Raw genomic sequence first — 23,190 nt, forward strand, 5'->3', positions numbered from 1 at the left:
GCTTTTAATCTAGTCAAATTAAGTAAACTAGCTTTCAAGCATGAACGTTACCGGCCCATCGTTAATTAACGCCACTTGCATATCAGCGCCAAATTGGCCGGTTGCAACGTTGGGCCAGGCAGCGGATGTCTTAGCCACCAAATAGTCAAACAGACGCTCGCCTTCAGCAGATGGTGCAGCGCTAGAGAAGCTGGGGCGCAAACCTTTGCGAGTATCAGCGGCCAACGTAAACTGAGATACCAGCAGTAAACCTCCGTTAGCCTGTTGAAGGTTATGATTCATTTTGCCTTCTTGGTCACTGAAAACGCGATAGTGCAGCAGCTTATGCAGTAGTTTTTCAGCATCAGCCTCACTGTCGCCCTTTTCAACGCCCACTAAAGCCAGGAGACCATGGTCAATGGCCCCTACCATCTTACCTTCGACCGTCACGCTGGCGTTTTTTACCCGCTGAATCAGTGCCTTCACACTTGCCTCTTGCGATGTGTCCCAAAGAAAATACAGTGTACTCGCTGGCACAGGCGTCAGACAAAACCCTTATTTGAATTAACCCTGGCCCAGTAGCGCATCGCGAAAATCATCGCTTAGAGGACGCTCGCCCAACCAAATACCAAACATAGCGCTGGCGAATTCAGCACTGTCATCTTCAAATACCACATCGCCATTCAAGGCGAGCTGCAGCGACTCTCCATCCCAGCTGAGTAGATAGCGATCACCAGGCACTACAGCACGATAGCGCTGATTCAGCCGCTCTAGGTCCTCCTCAATCTGGCTAAACTCATAGAGTGTCAGCGACTCTTTTAGCGTTTTCTCAGTCGCTTCAGCAAAATCAGCCGCCTCAATGTCATGAAAATAAGCTAACTCAAGGCGACGAGGGACATCGCTCAATGGCAGCGGCTCAGTTTCTCCCTCAAGCTGGTAGTAAGCCCCTGCATAGGCGGTCCAGATCATATAGAGGAACACACCACTACCCATTAACGCGTAGTGCTGACCGTTAATTTCCACGACGCGCTCAAAGCGCTCTCCTCGTTCAGTCACACTATCTGCCAGCACACTGGGTGCCAATAAAAGTGTACCGACTGACAGCAGCGTGCCCAGCATTAAAGGGTGTTTGTGTACATATAGCATAGCGAAACCTCTATTTTTCGGAACACTAACTATACATACACAAAACAAAAATAAAGGTTCCGTACAACAACTACCAGGAGCGACATAGCATGAGGTCGCAGTGAGGTTCGCCTAACAGCATTTCAGTCACTTGGCTGGTGTGCTGGGGCTGGCCACGGCTTCCAATAATCACCAAATCTGGAGAGTGTCGCTTCATGTAATCTTGAAGCACATCACAAGGTTGCCCTGGCTCGAGCACTAACTCAACATCAGGGACGCCATCAAGATCGCGCATTAAACTCTCAATCTCGTTATCCAGCGTCCTACGTAAGCGTTCTACTTCATGGTCTCTCCACTGGGCAAAATTAGCCTGGGAGCCCAACTCACGCTCTCCAGGCAAGCTCCAGGCATGTAGGAGCGTCAACTTAGCTTCTGGAAAGCGAATGAGCGCCTCCCTGAGCGTTTGACGAGCAGTCAGCGAAAAGTCGATCGGCACCAGGATATGTTGCCAAGGCTGAGTTGGTAGATAAGAGGCGACCACCACTGGGCAGGGCGCACTTCTCAGCACACGCATCACGGTGGTTCCCAAAAGGAGATCTTTCTGTCCGCGCTTACGGTGCATGCCCATAATAATTAACGAGGCATTGCGTTCGTGGGCTTCTCGCACAATTTCAACATGAGGCGCCCCCACAACGGTTTGAATAAGCAACGAAGGCGCTTCCAGCGCGTAATCTTCGCGCAGGTCGGTCAATGTGGCACTGATATCTTCGTTAACCGCGCTTTCAACGTCGTGAAGAACACGGTGGGGCAAGTAAGGGTCAAGGACGTGAAGAATGTCGAGCTGCGCCCCTTGGGCATAGGCCAGCCGAAGAGCGCGGGCAAACGCAGCGCGGTTATCCTGAGAAAGGTCCGTAGCGAACAGCAGCGTGCGAGACATGGCGCAACTCCTTGGCCGATCAAGTCGGCACCGTCAGTAGGCACTTTGGACGATCAAGCGGGCACCTTTCAGCATGGTGTCCGTTTGTGCATACCGCAAGGTGTGACTTACTTTTTCCACCGCTACTCTGCACGTTTATGGCGCTAGGTCATTTACATCACCACCACGCATGAAAGTGGTGCACCGGCCCACGCCCATGACCGACACTTAGCCGCGTGCTCGCTTCTAATGCAGCATGTAGCCACAACTTGGCTTCACCAATCGCTTGCTTAGGCGCATTTGGCGCCGCATCGGCGGGTAGTTTTGCTAGACACGCAGTGATCGCAGACGAGAGAGCACAGCCCGTGCCGTGCAGGTTGTCAGTGTCAATACGCGAGGCAGGAAGCCATGTGTGGCCGTCCGGGGTTGCCAGTAAGTCAGGACAGGTATCTCCGCGTAGGTGCCCACCTTTCAGCACCACATAAGGCGCGCCCAACTCCACCAGCGCTGGCAGCATCGCTTCCATGTCATCCAGCGAATTCGGTGACTCGGCGTCTAAGAGCACAGCCGCTTCAGGCAAATTGGGCGTAATTACGTCAGCCAACGGTACCAATATATCGCGCACAGCACGAATGCCTGCGTCATCGACCAGAATATCACCGCTTTTGGCCACCATTACTGGGTCCAGTACGATCCAGCGGGGACGGTTTTGCCGCAAGACTTCAGCGATTACCTCGGCAACCTCACGGCTGGCGACCATGCCAATTTTAACGGCATCTAATGCCACATCATTTATCAGGTTTTCTAGCTGCTCGCGAATAGCGTGAGGCGAAACCGGATAAACGGAAGCCACACCACAGGTATTTTGGGCGATGACAGCAGTGATGACATTGGTGCCGTAGACACCCAGCGCCGAAAAAGTTTTCAGATCACCCTGCAAGCCAGCGCCACCCGAGGGGTCAGATCCTGCGATGGTAAGTACATTGCGAAGGCGAGAATCGTTGGACATGGGGCTCCTTACTTAACGGTTCAGTAGCGCTCTAGAATACCCAAGTACAGCGCTCAATAGGGGCTTCTTAACTAAAACAATGGCCGCCCCTTAGGCGGCCATTGTGTGTTCAACGGGAGCAGAATGCTAATAGCATAGTTACATCGCTATTGAGCCGCTACTGCGTTGTGTCTCCATCTGGATTCCGTGCGTTGTAGTACGCCTGTTCAGAAATCGCATGGTAGTTTTCGACCTTATCCTGGAAGGTACGATAGGAGTCATAAATCCGTGTACCCAGCTCGCTTGATTCAGCCAATTCAGCAATAACGTCTTCTGAATGCTCACGGGCCTGAGCCAACACGTCGTCAGGAATACGGCGCAGTTCAACCTCATGCTCGTTGACCAACGTCTCCAACGCATCGTTATTACGCGCGGTGTACTCATCAAGCACATTCGCATTAATATCGCGCACTGCGGTCGTCAAAATAGCCTGTAAATCAGCGGGCAATTCTGCTAAGGCTTCTTCGTTGACAATGGTTTCAAACATCACCGTTGGCTCGTGCCAGCCAGGATAGTAGTAATAATCGGCAGCCTGATGCAGACCGAAAGCTAAATCATTATAGGGGCCAATCCATTCGGTCGCATCAATGGCACCTGACTGAAGTGATGTGAAGATTTCGCCGCCAGGCATGTTCACAATGGCAACGCCCATACGGCTCATCACTTCACCACCTAGGCCTGGCATGCGCATTTTCAGACCATCAAGGTCTTCAATCGAATTGATTTCCTTGTTATACCAGCCCCCCATTTGAACGCCAGAAGCACCCGCCACCATGACATCCACACCAAAAGGCTCGTAAACTTCGTTCCACAACTCCATGCCACCGCCAAAATGCAGCCAGGCATTCATTTCCTGTGCGTTCATGCCAAACGGCACGGCAGCGAAGAACTGTGCTTCAGGGGCTTTGCCCTTCCAGTAATAAGAAGCAGAGTGGCCAAGCTCAGCAGTGCCGTCAGACACAGCATCAAAGACTTCAAACCCAGGTACCAACTGGCCAGCACCAAATACTTCAATGGTCAGGCGACCATCGGACATCTCTTCCACCAGTTGCGCGAGCCGCTCAGGCCCCTGCCCTACACCTGGGAAATTTTTTGGCCAGGAAGTGACCATTTTCCAGCGGAAGTTTTCTTGTGCTTGGGCCTGATTATCAAAACTTGAAACTACCAGCAAACTAGTGGATAGAGCGGCTGTCATCGCAATGGCGACAGGTAAAGCGTTGGCTTTCATATATTAACCCTCTTGCTTCTATTATTACTGTTATAGGTAGGAGGAGTCCGCCTAGCCCAATTGGCTAGGCGGTTTGTTACAAGCCGTTCGTTTATGCAGCTTGGCTGCTTTTGATTAAGGTTGCCACTTAGTTGCGTTGATAGTCACGATAGTTTTCAACTTGGCACTAATCAAAAAGACGTAGCCTAAAATTGAGTAGGTAGCCATGTAGCTAGTTGGGGGAAAAACGTTAGCATCAGCAGCATGCCAAGCTGCATCAGGATAAACGGGATAACCCCACGGTAAATTGCCGAGGTCGGCACCGAGGGTGGCGCTACGCCGCGCAGATAAAACAGCGCAAAGCCAAACGGCGGAGTTAAGAATGACGTTTGCAGGTTAATAGCGATCATGATGCCCAGCCAAATTGGGTCAAGCCCCATGGCCAGCAGAATCGGCCCAACGATGGGCACCACCACAAACGTGATTTCGATAAAGTCGAGAATAAAGCCAAGTAGGAAGATGACCAGCATCACGATAATGGTCGCCCCCACCACTCCACCGGGCATACCTTCGAACAAGTCGGTGACCATATGCTCGCCGCCGTAGGCCCGGAAGACCAACGAAAACAGCGCCGCACCAATCAAAATCATAAATACCATGGTCGTCACATGGGTAGTTGAACGCAGCACGTCTTTCAGCGTTGCCCAATCCAGTTGACGATAAGCCAGCGCCAGCACCAGGGCACCAAAGGCACCGACAGCCGACGCTTCGGTAGGCGTTGCAAAACCGCTTAAAATCGAGCCAAGCACCGCCACAATTAGCACCACAGGCGGCACTAAGCCTTTCAACAGCAGCATCCCCAGGCCTGAAGTGTGACCAAGCTCCGCCATTAGCTCTTCACGGTCTGCAGCTGGGGCCATTTGCGGGCGAAACCACGCTACCAGAGCCACGTAAATCATGTACATAACGACCAGGAGTAACCCAGGCACCAGCGCTCCCATAAACAGATCACCCACAGAGACCGTTTTAGGGCTGAAAATACCCATCGAGAGCTGTGCCTGCTGGTAAGCGGACGAAAGCACATCGCCAAGCAGTACCAATGCAATGGAGGGCGGGATGATCTGGCCAAGCGTACCGGTCGCACAAATGGTGCCGGTCGCCAGCGAGGTGCTATAACCGCGCTTTAGCATGGTAGGTAGCGACATCAGCCCCATGGTAACCACGGTGGCCCCCACAATGCCGGTAGATGCTGCCATCAACATACCTACCAATGTCACTGAAATACCTAAACCGCCACGCATGGCACCAAACAGCAGCGCCATCGCATCAAGCAGTGTTTCAGCTACTTTGGACTTCTCCAATAAAACGCCCATTAAGACAAATAATGGCACTGCCAATAACGTTTGATTGGTCATAATGCCGTAAAGCCGGTTGGGCAACGCGGCGAGATAACCACTGTCGAAATTGGCGTCGACGCCGATGGTCTCAAGGCCTAGGCCCATTCCTGCAAACAACAGCGCGGTGCCCGCTAACGAAAGCGCCACCGGGAAGCCGAACATCAGTACGATACAGATGGTGGCAAATAAAATAAGCGGCATAAATTCCAACATTAAACGCGCTCCTCAAGGTGGTTATCATCACCAACAGATGGGGGTATCCGGCCAGTAAATACGTAGCCGTTGCGCACCACTTCAATGATGCCTTGTACGATCATCAGCGCGGCAAAGAGCGGTATTAACGTTTTCAGTGCAAAGACGGCTGGAATGCCACCATAATCGGAGGAGGTTTCCATAATACGCCAGGAGTTAGCAACGTAGCCTAAACTGGAAGCAATGACAAAAGCCATCACAGGCATCAACAGCGTGATAATACCCACGATGTTAACCATCGCTTGGCGACGGGGCGTCATTCCACGGTAGAAGATATCGACACGCACATGGCCATCGTGGCGAAAGGTGTAGGCCGCAGCGAGCATAAAGACACTGGCGTGCATGTACATCACCAGTTCTTGCATAAAAATACTGTTAACGCTGAAAATATAACGAAGCAGTACAATCGCGAACTGAATCAACATCATAATGATGATCAGCCACGCAAGGCTACGTCCGAACCACTCCGAAGCGCGGTCCAGCGCAGCGATAAACGCAGGTAGTTGTGTTGTATCTGACATGGAAGTGTCTCGCGTAAAACGACTAAGGGGGTCAGCGCCCCAGACAATAGCGCATATACGCAGACAATGCAGCGCCCATAAACTGCCTAGCAAGCTTATTATTAAACGCTTTGGCGAATCGCCGCTAGGCAGGCTGGAGGTAGCGGTAAATCGACAGCAATCGGTAAATGGTCAGAAAACAGATGGTCCAGTACATGGACATCTGCGACTTCAAGTGTCTGGGAAAGCAGGATGTGATCCAGGGCGCGCCGGGGCTGCCAGGATGGATAGCTAAGCAGCGGCTTAACCGGGTGAAGTGGCAACGAGGTACTAAAACGTTCATGAGCATGAAGCTGGTCAGGCGTGCAGTTTAAATCACCCATGACCACCACATGGCGCAGCGGCTCAATAATATTGCTTAAGTAATTCAGCTGACGCACACGCCCGCGCTGACTCAGCGCCAAGTGGGCGACAAAGATATGCAGTGCATCTGGCCCCTCACCATAGCGTGCGTGAATTGCACCACGCCCTGGCAACATCCCTGGCAGACGATGCTCTTCGATGTGGCTAGGCACGATACGTGACAATAGCCCATTACTGTGCTGAGCAAACTGCCCTAAATTACGATTTAGCTGCTGAAAGTAGTGGGGAAAGCGTGCTTTAGAGGCAAGGTATTCAACTTGGTTTACGCGACCGGAACGAAAACTACCGCCATCAACCTCTTGCAGGCCCACCACATCAAATGGCTCTAGCACATTACCCATTTGCGCCAAGCGTTCCAGACGTTGAGGGTGAGGCAAAACATGCTGCCAACTCCGCGTGAGGTAGTGGTGATACGCTGACGTTTGAATACCTACCTGCAAATTAAACGTCAGTAAGCGGATATGGCCACGTTCAACCAAAGACAACGCAGACGAGCCTACTTGCCCACCTGCGTGACCATGCTTTAACACCGTTATTGTGCACGCTCGTTACGCACGCGCTCGACAAGCGCATCCGCAATTTGCGGCATATTTTCCAAGCTACCCGCCGTGCTTGGCGACACAACGTAGCGGCCATCAACAATTAGCGCTGGCACACCCATCAGGCGCATTTCACGCATGCGGCTGTTGGCTTTATTGACTTCGCTACGAACGCCAAACGCCTTCAACGCCTGCTTAGCTTCTTCTTCACTTACACCGTAATTAGAGAAAAACTCGGCGATTTCATCCTCATCTGTCAGTGAGCGACCATCTTCATGAATGGCCTCAAAGAAATCAGCGTGCAGTTCATCTTCGATACCTAGAGATTCTGCTGCATAAAATGCCGTCGCGTGGGTATTCCAGGCACCACCCATGGTAGCCGGCATATGCACAATGCTAACGTCGTCTTCAAGTGTTTCGTACCACTCATTTACTGGTGTTTGCAGCCGATAGCAATGCGGGCAACCAAACCAAAACGCTTCGGTCACTTCAATCTGCCCTTCGTCGACCTGTGTCTCCACTGGCGACTCAAGCAGTGTGTAGTGCTGACCCTCTACCAACTCCTGAGCACTTACTGCCGCAGATAAACCTAAGCCAGCAATCGCGACCATTAACGTTTTCAACATAGCGAAAATTCTCCAAGAATGAGCGAGACTGTGACTGCCGAGCATGCATAGAGGTTCCCTATCTCTTTAATTACCAGCGAGATAGGGAACCTTGATTAGCTACGACTAGTTCAAGCCTAACAGGTAATTCGCTACAGCTTCCATATCGTTATCGCTCATTTTGGAAGCGATATCACCCATGATGTTGTTCGGGCTGTTAGCACGCTCACCGGAAGCAAAGTCTTGCAACGTGGACACCGTATACTCTGCGTGCTGACCTGAAAGCGCTGGATATACCGCGCTGCCAATACCAGCCCCCGTAGGTGTATGACAAGCACTGCAAGCAGGAATACCTTTGGACATATCACCCGCCCGGTACAGCTCTTCACCGCGTGCTAAAAACTCTGAGTCTTCATCGTTAGTTTGGCCAAGATTGGCGTTTTGGCCTGCAAAGTGAGCCGCAACATCCCAAGCGTCTTGATCAGAGAATGCATCGACTTGACCAGCCATGGTGGGAACCAAGCGGTTGCCGTCGCGAATATCCATGATTTGCTTGGCCAGATAGGACATCTGCTGCCCTGCCAAATTAGGGAAGGTACCCACTGCGCTGATACCTTGCTGACCATGACAGGCCGCACAGGTTTGAGCCAGTTCACGACCTGCCGCCGCATCCGCGTCAGCTTGGTGGTCGGTTTGAGCGTGCACGGTGCCAACGGCACCCATGGTAATTGCCAGGCTTGCCAGTAACTTTCTCATTGCTATTCCACTATGCCGTTTGATTATTGACTGGTACGCATCCCGGGCGCTGCCCAGGTTCAGCACTTTACCAGGGTCAGCTCCGCCAAAACGAACAACATGCCGTGTTGGTCGCTGCTGGCTAGAGCGCGATGGTACACTAGCGCCCCAGGTCGCAGTTATAAACCGCTTGCATTATAACGAATCACCCTAGCGGCGGGAATGCAAGTCCAGGTCTGCTTTTGGGGTAATTCGTCGCGGTACCGTCATTTACTCACGTTAACGTGGTGAAACGGGCCGTCTTATACGTCTGTTTTTCAGGATTAACACCATGTCTACTGCCAATGATCACCCAGTCGCTCGACTGAACTACCCCACAGCGCGTTTTATGATTAGCGCACCAACACTTGCTCTGTGTCCAGACGATACCGGCGCAGAAGTCGCGTTTGCTGGGCGCTCAAATGCGGGTAAATCAAGCGCGATTAACGCACTTACTCAACAAAATGCCCTTGCCCGCACCTCGCGTACGCCAGGCCGCACTCAATTGATCAACTTTTTCAGCGTCATGAACGACGAATCGCGTCGCTTAGTCGACTTGCCCGGCTACGGCTACGCCAAAGTGCCTGAAGCGGTAAAGCTAGAGTGGCAGCAGCACCTGTCTGACTATCTGCGTGGCCGCTTTAGCCTACGTGGCCTTGTACTGCTAATGGACGTGCGCCACCCGCTAACCGAGTTCGACCAAATGATGCTCAACTATGCAGATGAGCGCGAAATGCCTGTGCACATTCTGCTTACTAAGTCCGATAAATTAAAAAAAGGCCCTGCTAGTGCCGCGCTGCAAAAAGTCCGCTCTCGTCTTAAAGAGTGGGAAGACTTAGTCTCCGTTCAGCTCTTCTCATCGCTCAAGCGCGACGGTGTAGATACGCTTTCTCAAAAGCTCGACCAGTGGCTGCATACCCCTGAGTAAACCAAGGATCGCCGAACAAGCCAAGCTTTCACCATTAAACGGAATCTTGCCAAACAAACTCAGTCTTCTTAAATAAGCCACTTTTTCACGAGCGTCGCTCCAACCACTCGATCAGCTCGGGCAATTCTTTCACGTGGGCAATGCGGTGGGTGCGTGCTGGCAAGGTTTGGTCGCCTTGTGCGGCGATCCATACGGCGTGCATGCCCAACTGCTGTGCGGGTAGTACGTCCTCTTGCCAAGAGTCACCTACATGCATGGCCTGGTGTGGCACAACATTCAGACGCTCCAGGGCGGTGAGAAACGGCTTAGGATCTGGTTTTGGTGCCAGTAATTCGCCTGCAGCAATAGCGACTGGAAAGTACGCTGCTAACGGCTGACGCTTAAGGTGAATATTGCCATTGGTAATAGCGGCTAGTTGATAACGCTCGCTCAACGCGGTTAATAGCCCCGCGGCTTCGGGGTGCGGCGTTACTTGTACCCGCAAGCGATGAAACTCATTCATAGCAGCGGCAGCCCATAGCAACGCACTGCTACGTGCTAAGCCTTGGGCTTCCAACTGTGCTTCTAACGCCCGCAAACGCAGCCAGGTAAAATCACCACGCCGTTCTGGCACCCGCTTGGCCCACTCTTGGCGGCGCTCCAGATAATCAGCCAGCCCCTGCTGGTAACTTAGCGCTAATGGCGCTTCATGGCGTGCTTTGCGCCACGTTGCCAGCGCTTCAATTAGCCAACGATAGTGACCCTCTTCCGTTTTTAACATCACGCCTTGGTTGTCCCATAGCGTATCGTCAAGATCAAACGTAATCGCTTGCAAAGAAGCCATGGTTAACTCCGTGTCGGGCGGCGTTTTGCGCGGGGGTGAGCAGCATCATAGCTTTCGGCCAAGTGCTGCCAATCCAGGCGGGTGTAGACTTGGGTAGTCGATAAATTAGCGTGGCCTAGCAGTTCCTGCACCGCCCGCAGATCTTGGCTGGACTCCAATAAATGACTTGCAAACGAGTGACGCAGGCGATGGGGATGAAGGTGTTCAGGCAAACCACGCACAATAGAAAGTTGCGCCAAGCGCTTTTGAATACCACGGTGTCCCAGACGTTGCCCACGTTGACCAACAAATAACGCCATTTCGCCCGTTGCTGCCAGTTCAGGCCGACACGACAACCACGCCTTAATCGCTTGATCCGCTCGCTGACCAACGGGCACTTGCCGGGGCTTACTGCCCTTCCCCATCACCCGCACATGATGAGCATTTAAGTGCCCCAAATCCAGCGCAGCAAGTTCCGCTAAGCGTAGGCCGCTGGAGTAAAACAACTCGAGCATGGCTTGGTCACGTATTGCCAGCGGTGTGCCGTCGTGAGGCGTGTCTAAAAAGCGTGCGAGTGCATCCACATCAAGCGGTCTGGGCAAGTGGCTTGGCTGCTTTGGCGTGCGTAGTAACCCCACAGGGTTGTCGGCAAGCACGTGCTGCTGCACAAGATAGTCAGCAAAACGTGATAGTGCAGCGCGACGGCGGGCTAAACTTCTCGGCGCGAGGCCGCGACTGCGCTCCGCCCCCAAAAAGGCGCGTAGAAATGTAGTGTCTAACGTCGCTGCCTCGGTGACGCCACGTTGCTCAGAAAAATGCTGCAGGGCGGTTAAATCCTGACGATACGCAGCCACGGTGGCAGGGCTTGCGTGGGTCGCAAGCTTACGTAAATACGCCTCGACCTGCGTTGTTAATGAGCTTGGGCTATCCATGGTGTTCTAGGCGAAGCAGTAGCCGTGCCACGATATCGCTCAGATACTCTGTAAACAGCGTATCCATACTGGCGCGGTAACAGTCGGGGTCAGGACTTGCGAGCAGCAAATACCCCAGTTGCTCGCCCGCCGAAAGACGCGAAATGGCGCAGGAACCCGCGCGCCGGGGTGCTTTAGTATGCGGCAACAGACATTTCCAGTCGCTAACGCTGAGCTTGGCACAACGGCTGGTGCGCCCATCTAGCAGCGCAGCCAAACGAGCGCTGGCATGCTGGTCCAACACGTGGCGTGGCGGTTGAGGCGGCGTCGGCTCATTGTCACTCAATGAGGATGGGCACCATAGCGCCATTGCCGGCGTTTGAAAGTGCTCGCTTAACTGAACAGCGAGCGCTTGGGCCAAGGCATCACGATCTTCTGCTCCCACCAGACTGAGTAGCGTCTCACGCAGTCGACGGTATTGGGCTTCATTATGCCGCGCTGTTTCTAGAAGATGCTCAAGCCGCCCCTCTGCTGTTTCAGCACGCTGACGTAAATCGATTACCAAGCGCTCTAGCAGCGATACCGCCCCATCAATGTGGGGGTGCGGTACCTTAAGTTGCTGCAGCAAGCCTTCACGACCAACAAAAAAATCGGGATGACGGGCCAGCCAAAACGCCACTTGATCAGGGTCGAGCGTTTTGCGCGGCTCGGGGGCTTGAGACATCGCCGTTCTCCTCGAATTAGTTGAGTGTGACACGACCGTCAAAGACGCGTGTAGCAGGGCCCACCATCACCAACGGCGCTTCGGGATCGGGCCACTCAATGCTTAACTGACCACCCGGCAAGTGAACGGTGACCGGGCTTTTCAATAACCCCTGACGAATACCACTAGCCACAGCAGCGCAGGCGCCGGTGCCACAAGCAAGCGTCTCGCCGCTGCCACGCTCATACACCCGCAGGCAAATTTCGCTGGGCGACACAACCTGCATAAACCCCACATTCACCCTCTTCGGAAAGCGAGGGTGAGACTCAAGCAATGGACCAAGATGCTCAACCGGTGCACTATCAACACTTTCCACCTGCAGCACGGCATGGGGATTGCCCATCGAGACAACTCCCAGCTCCAGCGTATCACCGTCGACCTCAACGGCGTGTAAGGGTTGATCCCCCGGTGCCTCAAACGGCAACGTGGCGGGATTAAAGCGCGGTCTCCCCATGTCAACGCGCACCATACCATCGTGCTGAACATTAAGTACCAGTGGCCCACCGGCAGTTTCAACATGAATTTCATGCTTATGTGTCAGGCGCTGGTCGCGAACAAAACGTGCAAAGCAGCGCGCGCCATTGCCGCAATTTTCAACTTCGCTGCCATCCGCATTAAAAATACGGTAGCGAAAGTCCATCTCTGGGTCACGGGGCGGCTCAACCACCAATAATTGGTCGAAGCCAATGCCAAAGCGCCGGTCTGCCAGCTGGCGAATCTGCTCATCACGCAGACGCGCTCGCTGAGTCACCAGATCTACCACCATAAAATCATTACCCAGACCATGCATTTTGGTGAAGTGCAACAGCATCAGCGCTCCCCTTCCGGCAGCAGAGCTTCACCGGCCCACAGGCTTTCCAGGCTTTCCCGAGCGCGGACCACATGATAGCGGCTACCATCGACCATCACTTCCGGAGGGCGTGGACGGCTATTGTAATTTGACGCCATCACAAAGCCGTAAGCACCGGCTGATCGAACGGCCAGTAAATCGCCCTCAGCAATTGCCAGATCGCGCTCTTTACCGAGGAAATCGCCGGTTTCACAGACCGGACCGACCACATCATAGACCGCACGCTCACGCTGCTGGCGGGTATCCACCGGCACAATCGCCTGCCATGCCTGGTACAACGCAGGGCGGATCAGGTCATTCATGGCGGCATCAACAATCGCGAAATTTTTGGTTTCGCCGGGCTTTAAGAACTCTACGCGGGTCAGCATTAAACCTGCGTTAGCGGCAATAGAGCGGCCCGGCTCAAATAGCAAAGTAAGCGCTTCACCGCCCTCCCAACGAGAAAGGCGTGCCAGCAATTGGCTCGCATAATCAAACGGCTGAGGCGGCTTTTCGTCACGATAAGGGACACCTAACCCGCCACCTAAATCTAAATGGTCAATCTCGATGCCGCGATCACGCAACCGCTCCATCAACATTAACAACCGCTCAAGAGCATCTAAAAATGGTGCCGTTTCAGTGAGCTGAGAGCCAATATGGCAGTCTAGTCCGGTGACGCGCAAGTTGGGTAAGCTGTCAGCCAGCGTGTAAACATCCAGCGCTTCGTCGACTGGAATACCGAACTTGTTGTCTTTCAGCCCAGTGGAAATATAGGGATGAGTGCCAGCATCCACATCCGGGTTTACCCGCAGCGATACCGGTGCCACCTTACCCAGTTCCGCCGCAACAGCGTTTAATCGCTCAAGCTCGGGACGGGATTCAACATTGAAGCACTTAATGCCAACGTCTAGCGCACGGGCCATTTCATGAGGCTGCTTGGCAACGCCTGAAAACACGACTTTTTTCGGATCACCACCCGCTTTCAGCACGCGCTCAAGCTCACCAATCGAAACAATATCAAACCCAGCGCCCAATCGAGCAAGCAAACCCAATACTGCCAAATTAGAGTTAGCCTTCACCGCATAACAAATTAAATGGGGATGCCCCCCCAGGGCTTCGGTATAAGCACGAAAATGGCGTTCTAACGTCGCTTTCGAATAAACATAACAGGGCGTGCCCAGTTCAGCGGCGACCTGGGTAAGCGGGACGTCTTCGGCATAAAGCACGCCATCGCGGTAGTTAAAGTGATCCATTACCCCTCCTGCTCGGCAGCCGAACCATGGGTGTCTTCATCAGGTAAATAGAGCGGCCCTTTCTGACCGCAACCCACTAATAGCAGCGCAATCAGCAGTACCGCGCTCAAGGTGGTAACACAGCGTTTCATGCATCACCTTTAAGCGCGGCTAACGCCTCGCGGGCACGGCTGGCAGCGGCGCGCACCTGGTCAGGCGCGGTGCCACCGATATGGTTACGGGCGGCTACAGAGCCTTCTAACGTAAGCACCTCAAACACATCCTGCTCAATCGTGGCAGAGAACTGCTGCAGCTCTTCAAGGGTCATTTCAGACAGGTCTTTCTTAGTCTTCAAACCGTAAGCCACCGATTGACCGACAATTTCATGGGCATCGCGGAAGGCGACGCCCTTGCGAACCAAGTAGTCAGCAAGGTCCGTGGCGGTTGAGAATCCACGTCGTGCGGCTTCATACATGCTGTCTTTTTTCGGCTCGATAGCAGGCACCATGTCAGCAAAGGCTTTTAAGCAGTCGCGCACGGTATCAACGGCATCAAACAGCGGTTCTTTGTCTTCCTGGTTGTCTTTGTTGTAGGCCAGGGGCTGAGACTTCATCAGCGTTAACAGCGCCATTAAATGACCATACACACGGCCCGTTTTACCGCGAACCAGTTCGGGAACATCAGGGTTTTTCTTCTGCGGCATAATCGAAGAGCCGGTGCAGAAGCGGTCAGGCAGGTCGATAAAGTTAAACTGGGCGCTGGTCCATAGCACCAGCTCTTCACTCATCCGCGATAGATGCATTAGCAGAATGCTGGCAAAGCTGGTGAATTCGATAGCGAAGTCACGATCAGAGACGGCGTCCAGCGAGTTTTCTGCCGGGCGATCAAAGCCGAGTAATTCAGCAGTGACATGGCGATCGATGGGGTACGTGGTACCCGCTAGCGCCGCGGCGCCAAGGGGCATCACGTTCACCCGCTTGCGGCAGTCCAGTAAGCGCTCGTGGTCACGGGTTAGCATCTCTTGCCATGCCAATAGATGGTGGCCAAAGGTCACCGGCTGCGCCGTTTGCAAATGAGTGAAGCCGGGCATAATAGTATCGGCTTCACGATCAGCAAGCTCAATCATGCCTTCACGCAGACGCACCAGCTCCGCTTCGATCACATCGATCTCATCACGCATGAACAAGCGAATATCGGTCGCTACTTGGTCGTTACGTGAGCGGCCGGTGTGCAATTTTTTGCCGGTAATACCAATTTTGTCGGTCAACCGCGCTTCGATATTCATGTGTACATCTTCAAGCGGAATCGACCAGTTAAACTCGCCTCGCTCGATTTCACCCTGAATCTCGGTGAGACCATTGATAATGGTGTCACGCTCTTCATCGGTCAGTACACCGACTCGCGCTAGCATGGTGGCGTGGGCAATCGAGCCCTGAATATCCTGGCGCGCCAGGCGTTGGTCGAAAGTCACAGACGCGGTGAAGCGTGCGACAAAAGCATCGGTGGGCTCGCTAAAGCGACCGCCCCAAGACTGGTTCGTAGCTTGGCTCATCGGAGGCATATCCTGCTGACAAAACTGAAGGAGTCGTTAAAAACTAAAGTAATCGTTATCAGAAAGTGTACCAGAGTCGCCGCACTCAGCGGCATGCCGTTTTATAGTCGTTTTTCATGTCGGCGAGGGCTCAGCGTCGCTAAACGGATAAGGAGATTCGTGTAATAAGCTACGTATAGCTGAAAATGGCATCGGACGAGCAAAGTAGAAGCCCTGAAAATGCGTGCTATGGCGTGCGCTGAGATATGCATACTGCTCTGCCGTCTCTACGCCTTCGATTAATACCTCAAGACCCAGCTTGGCCGCCATGGTTACCACGCCGTCTACAATCGCAGCATCCCGAGTATCGTTGACCACGTCTCGAACAAATGATCGATCAATTTTAAGCTTGTTAATCGGCAAGTGTTTGAGATAGCTAAGGCTGGAAAAGCCGGTTCCGAAGTCATCCAGCGCAATATGCACACCCAGCGAGCGCAGATCCTGCAATGTTTGTATGACGTGCTCCGTACTGTCCATCAGCACGCCTTCAGTAAGCTCTAGCTCTAATAATTCGGGTGCCAAGCCTGTCTGCTCAAGCACCCGTTCAATAGATAACAAAAATCCCGCGCGCTGAAATTGCATGGGCGAAATATTAACCGCCATGGTAATAGGCATACTTGCGTTCGCATTCAATCTGACAGCATCACGACACGCCCTCTCCAACACCCACTCACTGATCGGCATAATCTGTCCGGTATCTTCTGCCAAACTGATAAACTGCCCAGGAGCAATGTTGCCACGCTCAGGGTGATACCAGCGAATCAGCGCCTCTACGCCAGAAACTCGACCAGTGGAGCCATGTATTTGCGGTTGGTAATGCAGCTCAAATTGCGACTGTTCTATGGCTTGTTGCAACGCATGGCGTAAATTAACCCGTTCGGAAACTTTACGATTTAGCTCATCGGTATACCACTGATAGGTATTACGCCCTTGCCGCTTGGCTTTATACATCGCCAGATCCGCCTGCTGTATAAGCTGGCGCGGTTCGCTAATCGTTCCATCATCAGTGGCAATTCCTATGCTGGCAGTAATACGCAGCTCGCTGCCTCGATACCAGTAGGGCGCAGAGAGACGAGCGAGCAGCCGCTCAACGACCTGCATGACATCTTTTTCATGGGCTAAATCAGGCAATAGAACGATAAACTCGTCTCCCCCAAAACGCGCCACGGTATCCCAAGGGCGCAGCTCTTCTTCAAGGCGCTTGGCGACCTCAATTAACATATAGTCGCCTACCTCGTGGCCAAGCGTGTCATTAATCGGTTTAAAATCATCCAAATCGACAAATAGCGCGGCTATATAGCGGTGATACCGCTTAGCCAGCAGGCAGCCCTGAGCCAGTCGCTGGTCGAGTAACAATCGATTAGGCAAGCCTGTTAATGCATCGTGACAAGCGTTATGTCGAAGCTGCGCTTGGTATTCGCGCTGGGCAGTAATGTCATTCTGCACACCAATGAAGTGCGTTACAGCGCCAGCAGTATCGCGCACAGGGGAAACATATAGATCATTCCAAAATGGCACGCCGTTACGACGGTAATTGCGCATCACGACATGAACTTCTTGCTGAGCACGAATCCCTCTGCGCAGTTGATCCAGCGTGGTGGGATCCGTCTCTTCGCCCTGCAAAAAGCGGCAGTTTTGCCCTAACACCGTATCCCGGGAGTAGCCGGTAATTCGCTCAAATGCCGCGTTCACATAAACTATTGGCAAATCATGCCCCTGGGCATCAACGATGATGACACCATTGATACTTGATTCAACGCTCCTCTCCAGCAGTGTGAGCTGCCGTTCCGTCGCTTTTCGCTCAGTGATATCTTGGGTTGAGCCCTGAACTTGAACAACTTGCCCCTGCTCGTCTCGTACGGCTTTTCCAATCACTCTTACCCATAGCCTTACTTCTTGTCGAGTGATGATCTCTAGCTCTTCATCAAAGCTGATACCGTGCTCGCAACAGGCTTCAAAAACCTCACGGATACGTGGCCTTGAACTCGGCGCATAAAAGTCAATTGCCTCCTCAACTGTGGGTCGAAACCCGGGCGAAACGCCATGCAGACGACATACCTCGTTCGACCAAATGGGCAGCCTTTCGGACATATCAACGTACCAACCACCAATCAGCGCTGTCTCGCCAACTATTTGGAAGAGCCTCTGATTACGGATGAGCTGTTTCTCGATGGCTTTTCGTCGCGAAATATCACGGGCAACCACGTAAATGACCCCTTTCCCCATCGCGGCGGTAACTTCCAACCACACCATTTGTCCCTCGGCCGTCAGCGCTCGAACGTCAAACGAAGGCACTCTCTTTTGGGACTGAAGACGCGCCAACGCTTCCTCAATAACCGGAATATCGCGACGGTCCACTACCTTGCCGCATGACTTGCCTATCCATTCGCTAGCGGAATAGCCCAGCAAGGTTTCAAACACAGGATTGACGTTAAGTAAAATGCCTGCGAAATCAATACTGAAGAACAAATCTTGCGATAATAAAAAAAACTGGTCTAATTTTTCTTCAGATTTAACAAGGGGCATGGCATTACCTAAACATGTGGATTGCCTGACAGCACTAGCCTTAAATTCAGCCGGTTATTTTTACTGTGTGGCTGGGTGCTTTATGATGAGACTTATCATAGTTCGTCGCGATCTGTCAGCGACAAAGGGAGAATCACGTGTCATCCATCACTAAACTGCGCATTGCCACGCGTAAAAGCCAGCTTGCTATGTGGCAAGCCGAGCACGTCCGCGACCGCTTGATGGCGGCACACAGCGGCCTGGAAGTCGAACTTATTGCGCTCTCCACTAAGGGCGATAAAATTCTCGACACACCGCTTTCCAAGATTGGCGGTAAAGGGCTCTTTGTGAAAGAGCTAGAAGATGCCATGCTGGATGGACGTGCAGATATCGCCGTTCATTCAATGAAAGATGTTCCTATGCACTTTCCTGAAGGGCTCGGTCTTTCTGTCATTTTGGAAGGCGCCGATCCGACCGATGCGTTTGTTTCTAACCACTATACCAGCATCGACGAGCTACCAGAGGGTGCTCGTATTGGTACTGCTAGTCTACGTCGTGGCCTGCAAATGCGCGAAGCGCGACCTGACCTGCAGATTCTTAATCTACGCGGAAACGTGCAGACTCGCCTAGCAAAATTAGATGCTGGCGAATTTGATGCCATTATTCTCGCCACTTCTGGCTTGAAACGCTTAGGTCTCGATGAGCGCATTGCCCAAGCCTTACCGCCTGAAATATGCCTTCCCGCCTGTGGCCAAGGGGCACTAGGCATCGAGTGTCGCCTCCATGACCCCGAGCTGATTGGATTATTAGCCCCGTTGGATGACCCCGATACCGCCACTCGAGTGCGTGCTGAACGCGCCATGAACACCCGTCTGGAAGGCGGTTGCCAAGTGCCTATCGCAGGCCATGCCGTGCTTGATAAGGCAGGCGACACTATTTGGCTGCGCGGTTTGGTTGGCAACCCAGAAGGTACAGAGGTACTGCGTGCAGAAGGCAGCGGTTCCATTCATGAGCCCGAAGCCCTGGGTATCCGAATCGCCGAGGACCTATTGGACCAAGGGGCAGGCGATATATTAGCCGAGGTGTATGGCCGCAACGTATGAGTCAACCGGTACTGATCTGCCGCCCTGGTAACCGGGGCGAAGCCCTAGCAGACTCGCTGCGTGCTCAGGGAGCTTCTGTAGAGCACCTCAATGTTATGCGCTTAGAGCCGCTGCCCGAGGACCACGTTCAACGAAGCGTGTGGTTAGATATTGATCAGTACCATAAAATAGTGGTGGTCAGCCCCTTCGCCGCTTACTGTTTAAGCGAGGCGCTCGATCGCTATTGGCCACAGCTGCCTGTGGGCATTGATTACTATAGTGTAGGCCGTGCGACGGCAAACATGCTCTTTGAACAACTGGGTGTGCGTGTCCATATTCCTTCGCCTGACTACGGAGAAGACACGAGCGAGGCGCTGCTGTCACTGGCCTCACTCAAAACACTTACGCATCAGCGTATATTGCTAGTGGCTGGTGAAGGTGGTCGCTCATTACTAGCCGATACATTGAGCGCACGCGGGGCCAACGTGACCCGCATCGCAGTGTATCGACGCGTATATCAAGCGCCAACGCCTGCCCTGCAACAACGTCTATTAACCGGCGATTATCGAGCGTTAATCGCTACCAGCGGCGAACTGCTTCAACATCTGGCAAGATGGTGTGAACAAGCAGCGTTGAACCAACCGCTAATCGTTTCCAGTCACCGTTTAGCTAAACTGGCCGGTAAACTGGGTTTTCGTGACCTCAAGGTGGCGTCGGGAGCAACACCAGCTGCACTGGCAGCGGCGTTGGGTCGGTCCTGCAACCCGAAGGGTGCCGATGTCGATCAAGGAACTTAATAAGGGCTAGCGACAGATGAGCAAACAACCAAACGATCAGGAAGGCGTACACAACGCGCCTGCCGATGCATCTCAACACGACGCTAAACCGAGCGACACCTCCGCGTCAGCCGCGTCGGGCGGCGAAACGTCAACAGCAGGCAATACGGCAGCATCTTCTTATGCCGCTAAAAACAGCCGCTCGCGTCGCCGTAATAAAGCGGGCTCTAGCACGCCCAGTGCCAGCACCGTATCAGCGAACGTCAATAATGACCAAGCCTCGCCCCAACCAAGCGACGCGCCCAAACAGACAGCTGAAACTAAATCTTCTGTAGATACTAAATCTTCTGCAGATACTAAGCCTTCAGCAGGTACCAAGCAGACGGCAAACACCAAGCCAACGAGCGGTGGCAATAGCACGTCTAGCAATAGCGCGTCTGGCAATGCTGCACATGTCCCGCCCTCTTCTAAGAACAGCACCACGAACAGTGGCAATGGTGGTGGCAAAGGCAGTGGTATCGCCATTGCGCTGGTGATTATCCTGGCACTTGCCGTCGCGTTTGCTGCTTGGCAAGGCTGGCAGCGCTTGGATAATCAGCAGCAGCGTATAGACGAGCTGGCCCAGCAAACGCAAAGCAGTGCCTCACAGCAAGAGGTTAGCGACCTAGCATCACGTATTGAAAGCAGCGAAGCCGAGCGCACCCAAGCGCTAGACAGCACGATGAGCGAACTGCGTAGCGAGCTGGACAACTATCGTGGCGAGGTCAACAACACATTAGACAACGTGCTAGCACAGCTTTCTCAAGAGCAGGAGACCGACGAGCGAGACTGGCTACATGCCGAAGCCGCCTACCTGCTACGGTTAGCCAACCAGCGCCTGCAACTGGAAGGTGACGTTGAAGGTGCTGCCGCCCTGCTGCGCACCGCCGATGCTCGCTTGGTCGATGCCGACAACCCTGCATTAACGCCAGTACGTCGTGAAATTGCTAACGAACTTGCCGCCCTGGACGCCGTACCACAGGTTGATCGCACAGGTATTTATCTTGCATTGAACGCTCAGCAAGAGCGTATTGCTGGCCTACGTCTATCACAAGAGATCGAAGAGCGCGCCGTTACCTCTAGCATTGAACAGCCGCCCACGGGCACCTTCCAACGTCAATTGGCTCGCTTTGGGGAAGAGCTAAAAGATCTTGTGGTGATTCGTCAGCACGACGAAGCGTTAGAAACACTGATTACACCCGAACAAGAGTCCTATCTGCGTCAAAGCCTACGCCTGATTCTTGAACAGTCTCAGTTGGCACTGCTTAAAGAAGAGCAAGCGCTTTTTGAGGCAAGCATCGATAAGGCACTGGCGCTGCTCAACGGCTACTACGATACCGAACGAGAAGAGACGCAAAGCGTTATTGCTCGCCTGCAAGAACTGAAGCAAACCCAGGTGCAGCCTGAGTTACCAGACATCAGTGCTTCGCAACAGGCACTAGCGGGCTTCATTGAAAACCGCTTTGAGTCGCGTCGCCAAGGTGGAGGTGATGCATGAGAAAGCTAATCCTCTTAATTGTTGCCGGCTTAGCGGTCGGCGCACTGTTCGGGCACCTGATGATGTCGGTGCCAGGCTACTGGTTAATACGCGTTGGTGATACCTCGGTACAAACGTCATTCTGGTTCGGCTTGGTGCTGCTACTGGGTGCCTTCATCGTTTTGCACTTTGCATTACGCCTGCTCAGCGGCATTATTCGCCCGGTCGGACGTTTTCGCACCTGGAATAGCCGTGCCCGCAATCGTCGTGCCATGAAACGCACCGTGCGCGGCTTGGTTGCCTTAACCGAAGGCCGTTGGAAAAAAGCCGAGAAAACGCTGGTGCGAGCGGCTGACGATTCCAGCACACCTCTTGTGAACTATCTCTCTGCGGCACTGGCGGCGCATTACCAAGGTCACCATGAAATGTCTCAGGAGCATTTAAATCAGGCTCAGCTCACTACCGAAGGGGCTGATACGGCGATTGGTCTGATGCAAGCTCAACTGATGATTGATCGTCAGCAGCCTGAAGAGGCGCTGGCCATTCTGAATCGCCTAGATAAGAAGCTGCCCAACCACCCGCAAGTCCTCAAGCTTCTTAAGCAAGTGCACCTAAGCGTTAACGACTGGGAAGGCTTACGCCAATTAATACCCCGTTTGGCAGCGCAAAAGCTGATCACTCAGCAAGAGCGTGAGCAACTGGAATTCAAAGCATACCGTGAATTGATTATTTTTGAGGCCAAAAACCCCACGAATATCGAGCGTGTACGCGGGCTATGGGCCGATATGCCGGACTATCTCCGCGGCAATACCGAGCTAATCGTGCTCTATACCGAGGCGCTTTTACAGGCCAACGAAGAGCCTATTGCTGAGCGTTTGCTTAATCACTCACTGGACAACCACTGGGATGCGCGCTTAGTAAAACGCTACGGCCTACTAAACGTAGACGCTGCGCGCCAGCTAGCAAAAGCGGAAAAATGGCTGCAAGAACGCCCCAACGACCCCGAACTATTGCTGACCTGTGGCCGCCTATCGCTGCGTACTGGTAAGTGGGAAAAAGCACTGGAGTACTTTGAAGCCAGTCAACGTCAACGCCCCAGCGGTGAAGTATGTGCCGAGCTTGCTCGCCTCTATGCAAGCCTTGGTGAACACAACAAGAGCCAGCTCTACTACCGACATAGTGTCGATATGCTCGCTAAATCACTGCCCTCGCTTCCACAACCAAGCGATGCCAATGACAGCAAACAAAGTGAGCTCAAAAAAGACGTTAAACAAAGCGCTTAACGTCGTTAGCAAGCCGCTAATGAAAAAGGGTGCCCATCATGGGCACCCTTTTTCTTTGCGTGTTAACGCATTGTTTTGCCAAATCTGACGGTGTTTCAACCGCGTCATCAGCAGCTAATTCAGACGTACAATGGTAAAGAACCGAGCAGCTTGCGCTGATTAAGCAGGAAACGCTCTCTTAGCATCAAGTGGTTTTGAGGTGATTGC

Annotated in this window: 23 protein-coding genes; 5 read left to right on the forward strand and 18 right to left on the reverse strand. The window is 53.1% G+C overall.

The genetic code is table 11. The features are described from left to right. Positions 1-27: 27 nt before the first annotated feature. From dtd to J4377_RS18195, 10 genes are all read right to left on the reverse strand, one after another. The gene (gene dtd / locus J4377_RS18150; protein ID WP_253486309.1) at positions 28-465 is read right to left on the reverse strand and encodes a D-aminoacyl-tRNA deacylase; all 438 of its coding nucleotides are present in this window, start codon (positions 463-465) and stop codon (positions 28-30) included. A gap of 78 nt (positions 466-543) precedes the next feature. After that, positions 544-1,125, reverse strand: a complete 582-nt coding sequence (locus J4377_RS18155; protein WP_253486310.1) for a chalcone isomerase family protein — start codon at positions 1,123-1,125, stop codon at positions 544-546. Positions 1,126-1,195: 70 nt separating this feature from the next. After that, the gene (locus J4377_RS18160) at positions 1,196-2,041 is read right to left on the reverse strand and encodes a universal stress protein (RefSeq protein ID WP_038479567.1); all 846 of its coding nucleotides are present in this window, start codon (positions 2,039-2,041) and stop codon (positions 1,196-1,198) included. Positions 2,042-2,198: 157 nt separating this feature from the next. After that, complete coding sequence (gene thiD, locus J4377_RS18165; RefSeq protein ID WP_253486311.1) at positions 2,199-3,029, reverse strand: bifunctional hydroxymethylpyrimidine kinase/phosphomethylpyrimidine kinase; 831 nt, start codon at positions 3,027-3,029, stop codon at positions 2,199-2,201. A 157-nt stretch (positions 3,030-3,186) separates the two neighbouring features. Further along, positions 3,187-4,296 (reverse strand): TRAP transporter substrate-binding protein, encoded by a 1,110-nt coding sequence (locus J4377_RS18170; RefSeq protein ID WP_051626398.1) that lies wholly within the window; start codon positions 4,294-4,296, stop codon positions 3,187-3,189. 185 nt (positions 4,297-4,481) lie between these two features. Beyond that, positions 4,482-5,885, reverse strand: coding sequence for a TRAP transporter large permease subunit (locus tag J4377_RS18175; protein WP_198348768.1), 1,404 nt, complete (start codon positions 5,883-5,885; stop codon positions 4,482-4,484). Then, entirely contained in the window at positions 5,885-6,445 is a 561-nt protein-coding gene (locus J4377_RS18180; RefSeq protein ID WP_038479576.1) for a TRAP transporter small permease subunit, read from the reverse strand. Before J4377_RS18180 ends, J4377_RS18175 begins: the two co-directional genes overlap by 1 nt. Before the next feature lie 101 nt (positions 6,446-6,546). Then, positions 6,547-7,377: an endonuclease/exonuclease/phosphatase family protein gene (locus tag J4377_RS18185; RefSeq protein ID WP_120386046.1), complete on the reverse strand. Its 831-nt coding sequence runs from the start codon at positions 7,375-7,377 to the stop codon at positions 6,547-6,549. 2 nt (positions 7,378-7,379) lie between these two features. Further along, a complete protein-coding gene (locus tag J4377_RS18190) occupies positions 7,380-8,012 on the reverse strand; it encodes a thiol:disulfide interchange protein DsbA/DsbL (RefSeq protein ID WP_038479582.1) in 633 nt (210 codons plus the stop codon). A 105-nt stretch (positions 8,013-8,117) separates the two neighbouring features. Beyond that, positions 8,118-8,747 carry a cytochrome c gene (locus J4377_RS18195; protein ID WP_038479585.1) on the reverse strand — a complete coding sequence of 210 codons (630 nt, stop codon included), beginning with the start codon at positions 8,745-8,747 and terminating at the stop codon, positions 8,118-8,120. Between the two features lie 310 nt (positions 8,748-9,057). Here J4377_RS18195 and yihA point away from each other — a divergent pair, with 310 nt between their 5' ends. Then, complete coding sequence (gene yihA / locus J4377_RS18200) at positions 9,058-9,693, forward strand: ribosome biogenesis GTP-binding protein YihA/YsxC (RefSeq protein ID WP_038479588.1); 636 nt, start codon at positions 9,058-9,060, stop codon at positions 9,691-9,693. An 85-nt stretch (positions 9,694-9,778) separates the two neighbouring features. Here the strand turns inward: yihA and J4377_RS18205 are convergent, their stop codons facing one another. The 8 genes from J4377_RS18205 to J4377_RS18240 all read right to left on the reverse strand — a co-directional run bounded on the left by J4377_RS18205 (position 9,779) and on the right by J4377_RS18240 (position 18,347). Further along, positions 9,779-10,516 (reverse strand): HAD family hydrolase, encoded by a 738-nt coding sequence (locus tag J4377_RS18205; RefSeq protein ID WP_038479591.1) that lies wholly within the window; start codon positions 10,514-10,516, stop codon positions 9,779-9,781. Between the two features lie 2 nt (positions 10,517-10,518). Then, positions 10,519-11,427 (reverse strand): tyrosine recombinase XerC, encoded by a 909-nt coding sequence (locus J4377_RS18210; protein ID WP_038479594.1) that lies wholly within the window; start codon positions 11,425-11,427, stop codon positions 10,519-10,521. Continuing rightward, positions 11,420-12,130, reverse strand: a complete 711-nt coding sequence (locus J4377_RS18215; protein WP_038479597.1) for a DUF484 family protein — start codon at positions 12,128-12,130, stop codon at positions 11,420-11,422. The genes J4377_RS18210 and J4377_RS18215 overlap by 8 nt, the downstream gene beginning before the upstream one ends. Before the next feature lie 16 nt (positions 12,131-12,146). Further along, positions 12,147-12,980 carry a diaminopimelate epimerase gene (gene dapF, locus J4377_RS18220; protein ID WP_253486312.1) on the reverse strand — a complete coding sequence of 278 codons (834 nt, stop codon included), beginning with the start codon at positions 12,978-12,980 and terminating at the stop codon, positions 12,147-12,149. Further along, a complete protein-coding gene (gene lysA, locus J4377_RS18225) occupies positions 12,980-14,251 on the reverse strand; it encodes a diaminopimelate decarboxylase (protein ID WP_253486313.1) in 1,272 nt (423 codons plus the stop codon). Before lysA ends, dapF begins: the two co-directional genes overlap by 1 nt. Continuing rightward, on the reverse strand, positions 14,251-14,382 hold the full coding sequence (locus J4377_RS18230; protein WP_084183632.1) for a lipoprotein: 132 nt from the start codon (positions 14,380-14,382) through the stop codon (positions 14,251-14,253). Before J4377_RS18230 ends, lysA begins: the two co-directional genes overlap by 1 nt. Next, positions 14,379-15,782 (reverse strand): argininosuccinate lyase, encoded by a 1,404-nt coding sequence (argH, locus tag J4377_RS18235; RefSeq protein ID WP_198348765.1) that lies wholly within the window; start codon positions 15,780-15,782, stop codon positions 14,379-14,381. Before argH ends, J4377_RS18230 begins: the two co-directional genes overlap by 4 nt. A gap of 114 nt (positions 15,783-15,896) precedes the next feature. Continuing rightward, positions 15,897-18,347 carry an EAL domain-containing protein gene (locus J4377_RS18240; RefSeq protein WP_253486314.1) on the reverse strand — a complete coding sequence of 817 codons (2,451 nt, stop codon included), beginning with the start codon at positions 18,345-18,347 and terminating at the stop codon, positions 15,897-15,899. Between the two features lie 137 nt (positions 18,348-18,484). Here J4377_RS18240 and hemC point away from each other — a divergent pair, with 137 nt between their 5' ends. Genes hemC through J4377_RS18260 form a run of 4 tightly spaced genes read left to right on the forward strand, consistent with a single transcriptional unit; the run spans position 18,485 to position 22,983 of the window. Next, a complete protein-coding gene (gene hemC, locus J4377_RS18245; RefSeq protein ID WP_038479611.1) occupies positions 18,485-19,429 on the forward strand; it encodes a hydroxymethylbilane synthase in 945 nt (314 codons plus the stop codon). Beyond that, positions 19,426-20,205, forward strand: a complete 780-nt coding sequence (locus J4377_RS18250; RefSeq protein WP_038479613.1) for a uroporphyrinogen-III synthase — start codon at positions 19,426-19,428, stop codon at positions 20,203-20,205. Before hemC ends, J4377_RS18250 begins: the two co-directional genes overlap by 4 nt. A gap of 16 nt (positions 20,206-20,221) precedes the next feature. After that, positions 20,222-21,721: a uroporphyrinogen-III C-methyltransferase gene (locus J4377_RS18255; protein WP_253486315.1), complete on the forward strand. Its 1,500-nt coding sequence runs from the start codon at positions 20,222-20,224 to the stop codon at positions 21,719-21,721. Continuing rightward, positions 21,718-22,983: a heme biosynthesis HemY N-terminal domain-containing protein gene (locus J4377_RS18260; protein WP_038479618.1), complete on the forward strand. Its 1,266-nt coding sequence runs from the start codon at positions 21,718-21,720 to the stop codon at positions 22,981-22,983. Before J4377_RS18255 ends, J4377_RS18260 begins: the two co-directional genes overlap by 4 nt. Positions 22,984-23,190: the final 207 nt, after the last annotated feature.

It is taken from the genome of Halomonas sp. XH26 (genome assembly GCF_024138895.1).
In the GTDB taxonomy this organism is placed as follows: domain Bacteria; phylum Pseudomonadota; class Gammaproteobacteria; order Pseudomonadales; family Halomonadaceae; genus Vreelandella; species Vreelandella alkaliphila.

Bases quoted from the DNA above. Each gene is read 5' to 3' on its own strand.
- J4377_RS18155 (WP_253486310.1), bottom strand. From the start codon at position 1,125: ATGCTATATGTACACAAACACCCTTTAATGCTGGGCACGCTGCTGTCA.
- J4377_RS18175 (WP_198348768.1), bottom strand. From the start codon at position 5,885: ATGTTGGAATTTATGCCGCTTATTTTATTTGCCACCATCTGTATCGTA.
- J4377_RS18180 (WP_038479576.1), bottom strand. From the start codon at position 6,445: ATGTCAGATACAACACAACTACCTGCGTTTATCGCTGCGCTGGACCGC.
- J4377_RS18240 (WP_253486314.1), bottom strand. From the start codon at position 18,347: ATGCCCCTTGTTAAATCTGAAGAAAAATTAGACCAGTTTTTTTTATTA.
- J4377_RS18255 (WP_253486315.1), top strand. From the start codon at position 20,222: ATGAGCAAACAACCAAACGATCAGGAAGGCGTACACAACGCGCCTGCC.
- J4377_RS18250 (WP_038479613.1), top strand. From the start codon at position 19,426: ATGAGTCAACCGGTACTGATCTGCCGCCCTGGTAACCGGGGCGAAGCC.
- J4377_RS18260 (WP_038479618.1), top strand. From the start codon at position 21,718: ATGAGAAAGCTAATCCTCTTAATTGTTGCCGGCTTAGCGGTCGGCGCA.
- thiD (WP_253486311.1), bottom strand. From the start codon at position 3,029: ATGTCCAACGATTCTCGCCTTCGCAATGTACTTACCATCGCAGGATCT.
- J4377_RS18195 (WP_038479585.1), bottom strand. From the start codon at position 8,747: ATGAGAAAGTTACTGGCAAGCCTGGCAATTACCATGGGTGCCGTTGGC.
- dapF (WP_253486312.1), bottom strand. From the start codon at position 12,980: ATGCTGTTGCACTTCACCAAAATGCATGGTCTGGGTAATGATTTTATG.
- J4377_RS18170 (WP_051626398.1), bottom strand. From the start codon at position 4,296: ATGAAAGCCAACGCTTTACCTGTCGCCATTGCGATGACAGCCGCTCTA.
- J4377_RS18215 (WP_038479597.1), bottom strand. From the start codon at position 12,130: ATGTCTCAAGCCCCCGAGCCGCGCAAAACGCTCGACCCTGATCAAGTG.
- J4377_RS18205 (WP_038479591.1), bottom strand. From the start codon at position 10,516: ATGGCTTCTTTGCAAGCGATTACGTTTGATCTTGACGATACGCTATGG.
- yihA (WP_038479588.1), top strand. From the start codon at position 9,058: ATGTCTACTGCCAATGATCACCCAGTCGCTCGACTGAACTACCCCACA.
- J4377_RS18160 (WP_038479567.1), bottom strand. From the start codon at position 2,041: ATGTCTCGCACGCTGCTGTTCGCTACGGACCTTTCTCAGGATAACCGC.
- J4377_RS18190 (WP_038479582.1), bottom strand. From the start codon at position 8,012: ATGTTGAAAACGTTAATGGTCGCGATTGCTGGCTTAGGTTTATCTGCG.
- J4377_RS18210 (WP_038479594.1), bottom strand. From the start codon at position 11,427: ATGGATAGCCCAAGCTCATTAACAACGCAGGTCGAGGCGTATTTACGT.
- lysA (WP_253486313.1), bottom strand. From the start codon at position 14,251: ATGGATCACTTTAACTACCGCGATGGCGTGCTTTATGCCGAAGACGTC.
- J4377_RS18230 (WP_084183632.1), bottom strand. From the start codon at position 14,382: ATGAAACGCTGTGTTACCACCTTGAGCGCGGTACTGCTGATTGCGCTG.
- argH (WP_198348765.1), bottom strand. From the start codon at position 15,782: ATGAGCCAAGCTACGAACCAGTCTTGGGGCGGTCGCTTTAGCGAGCCC.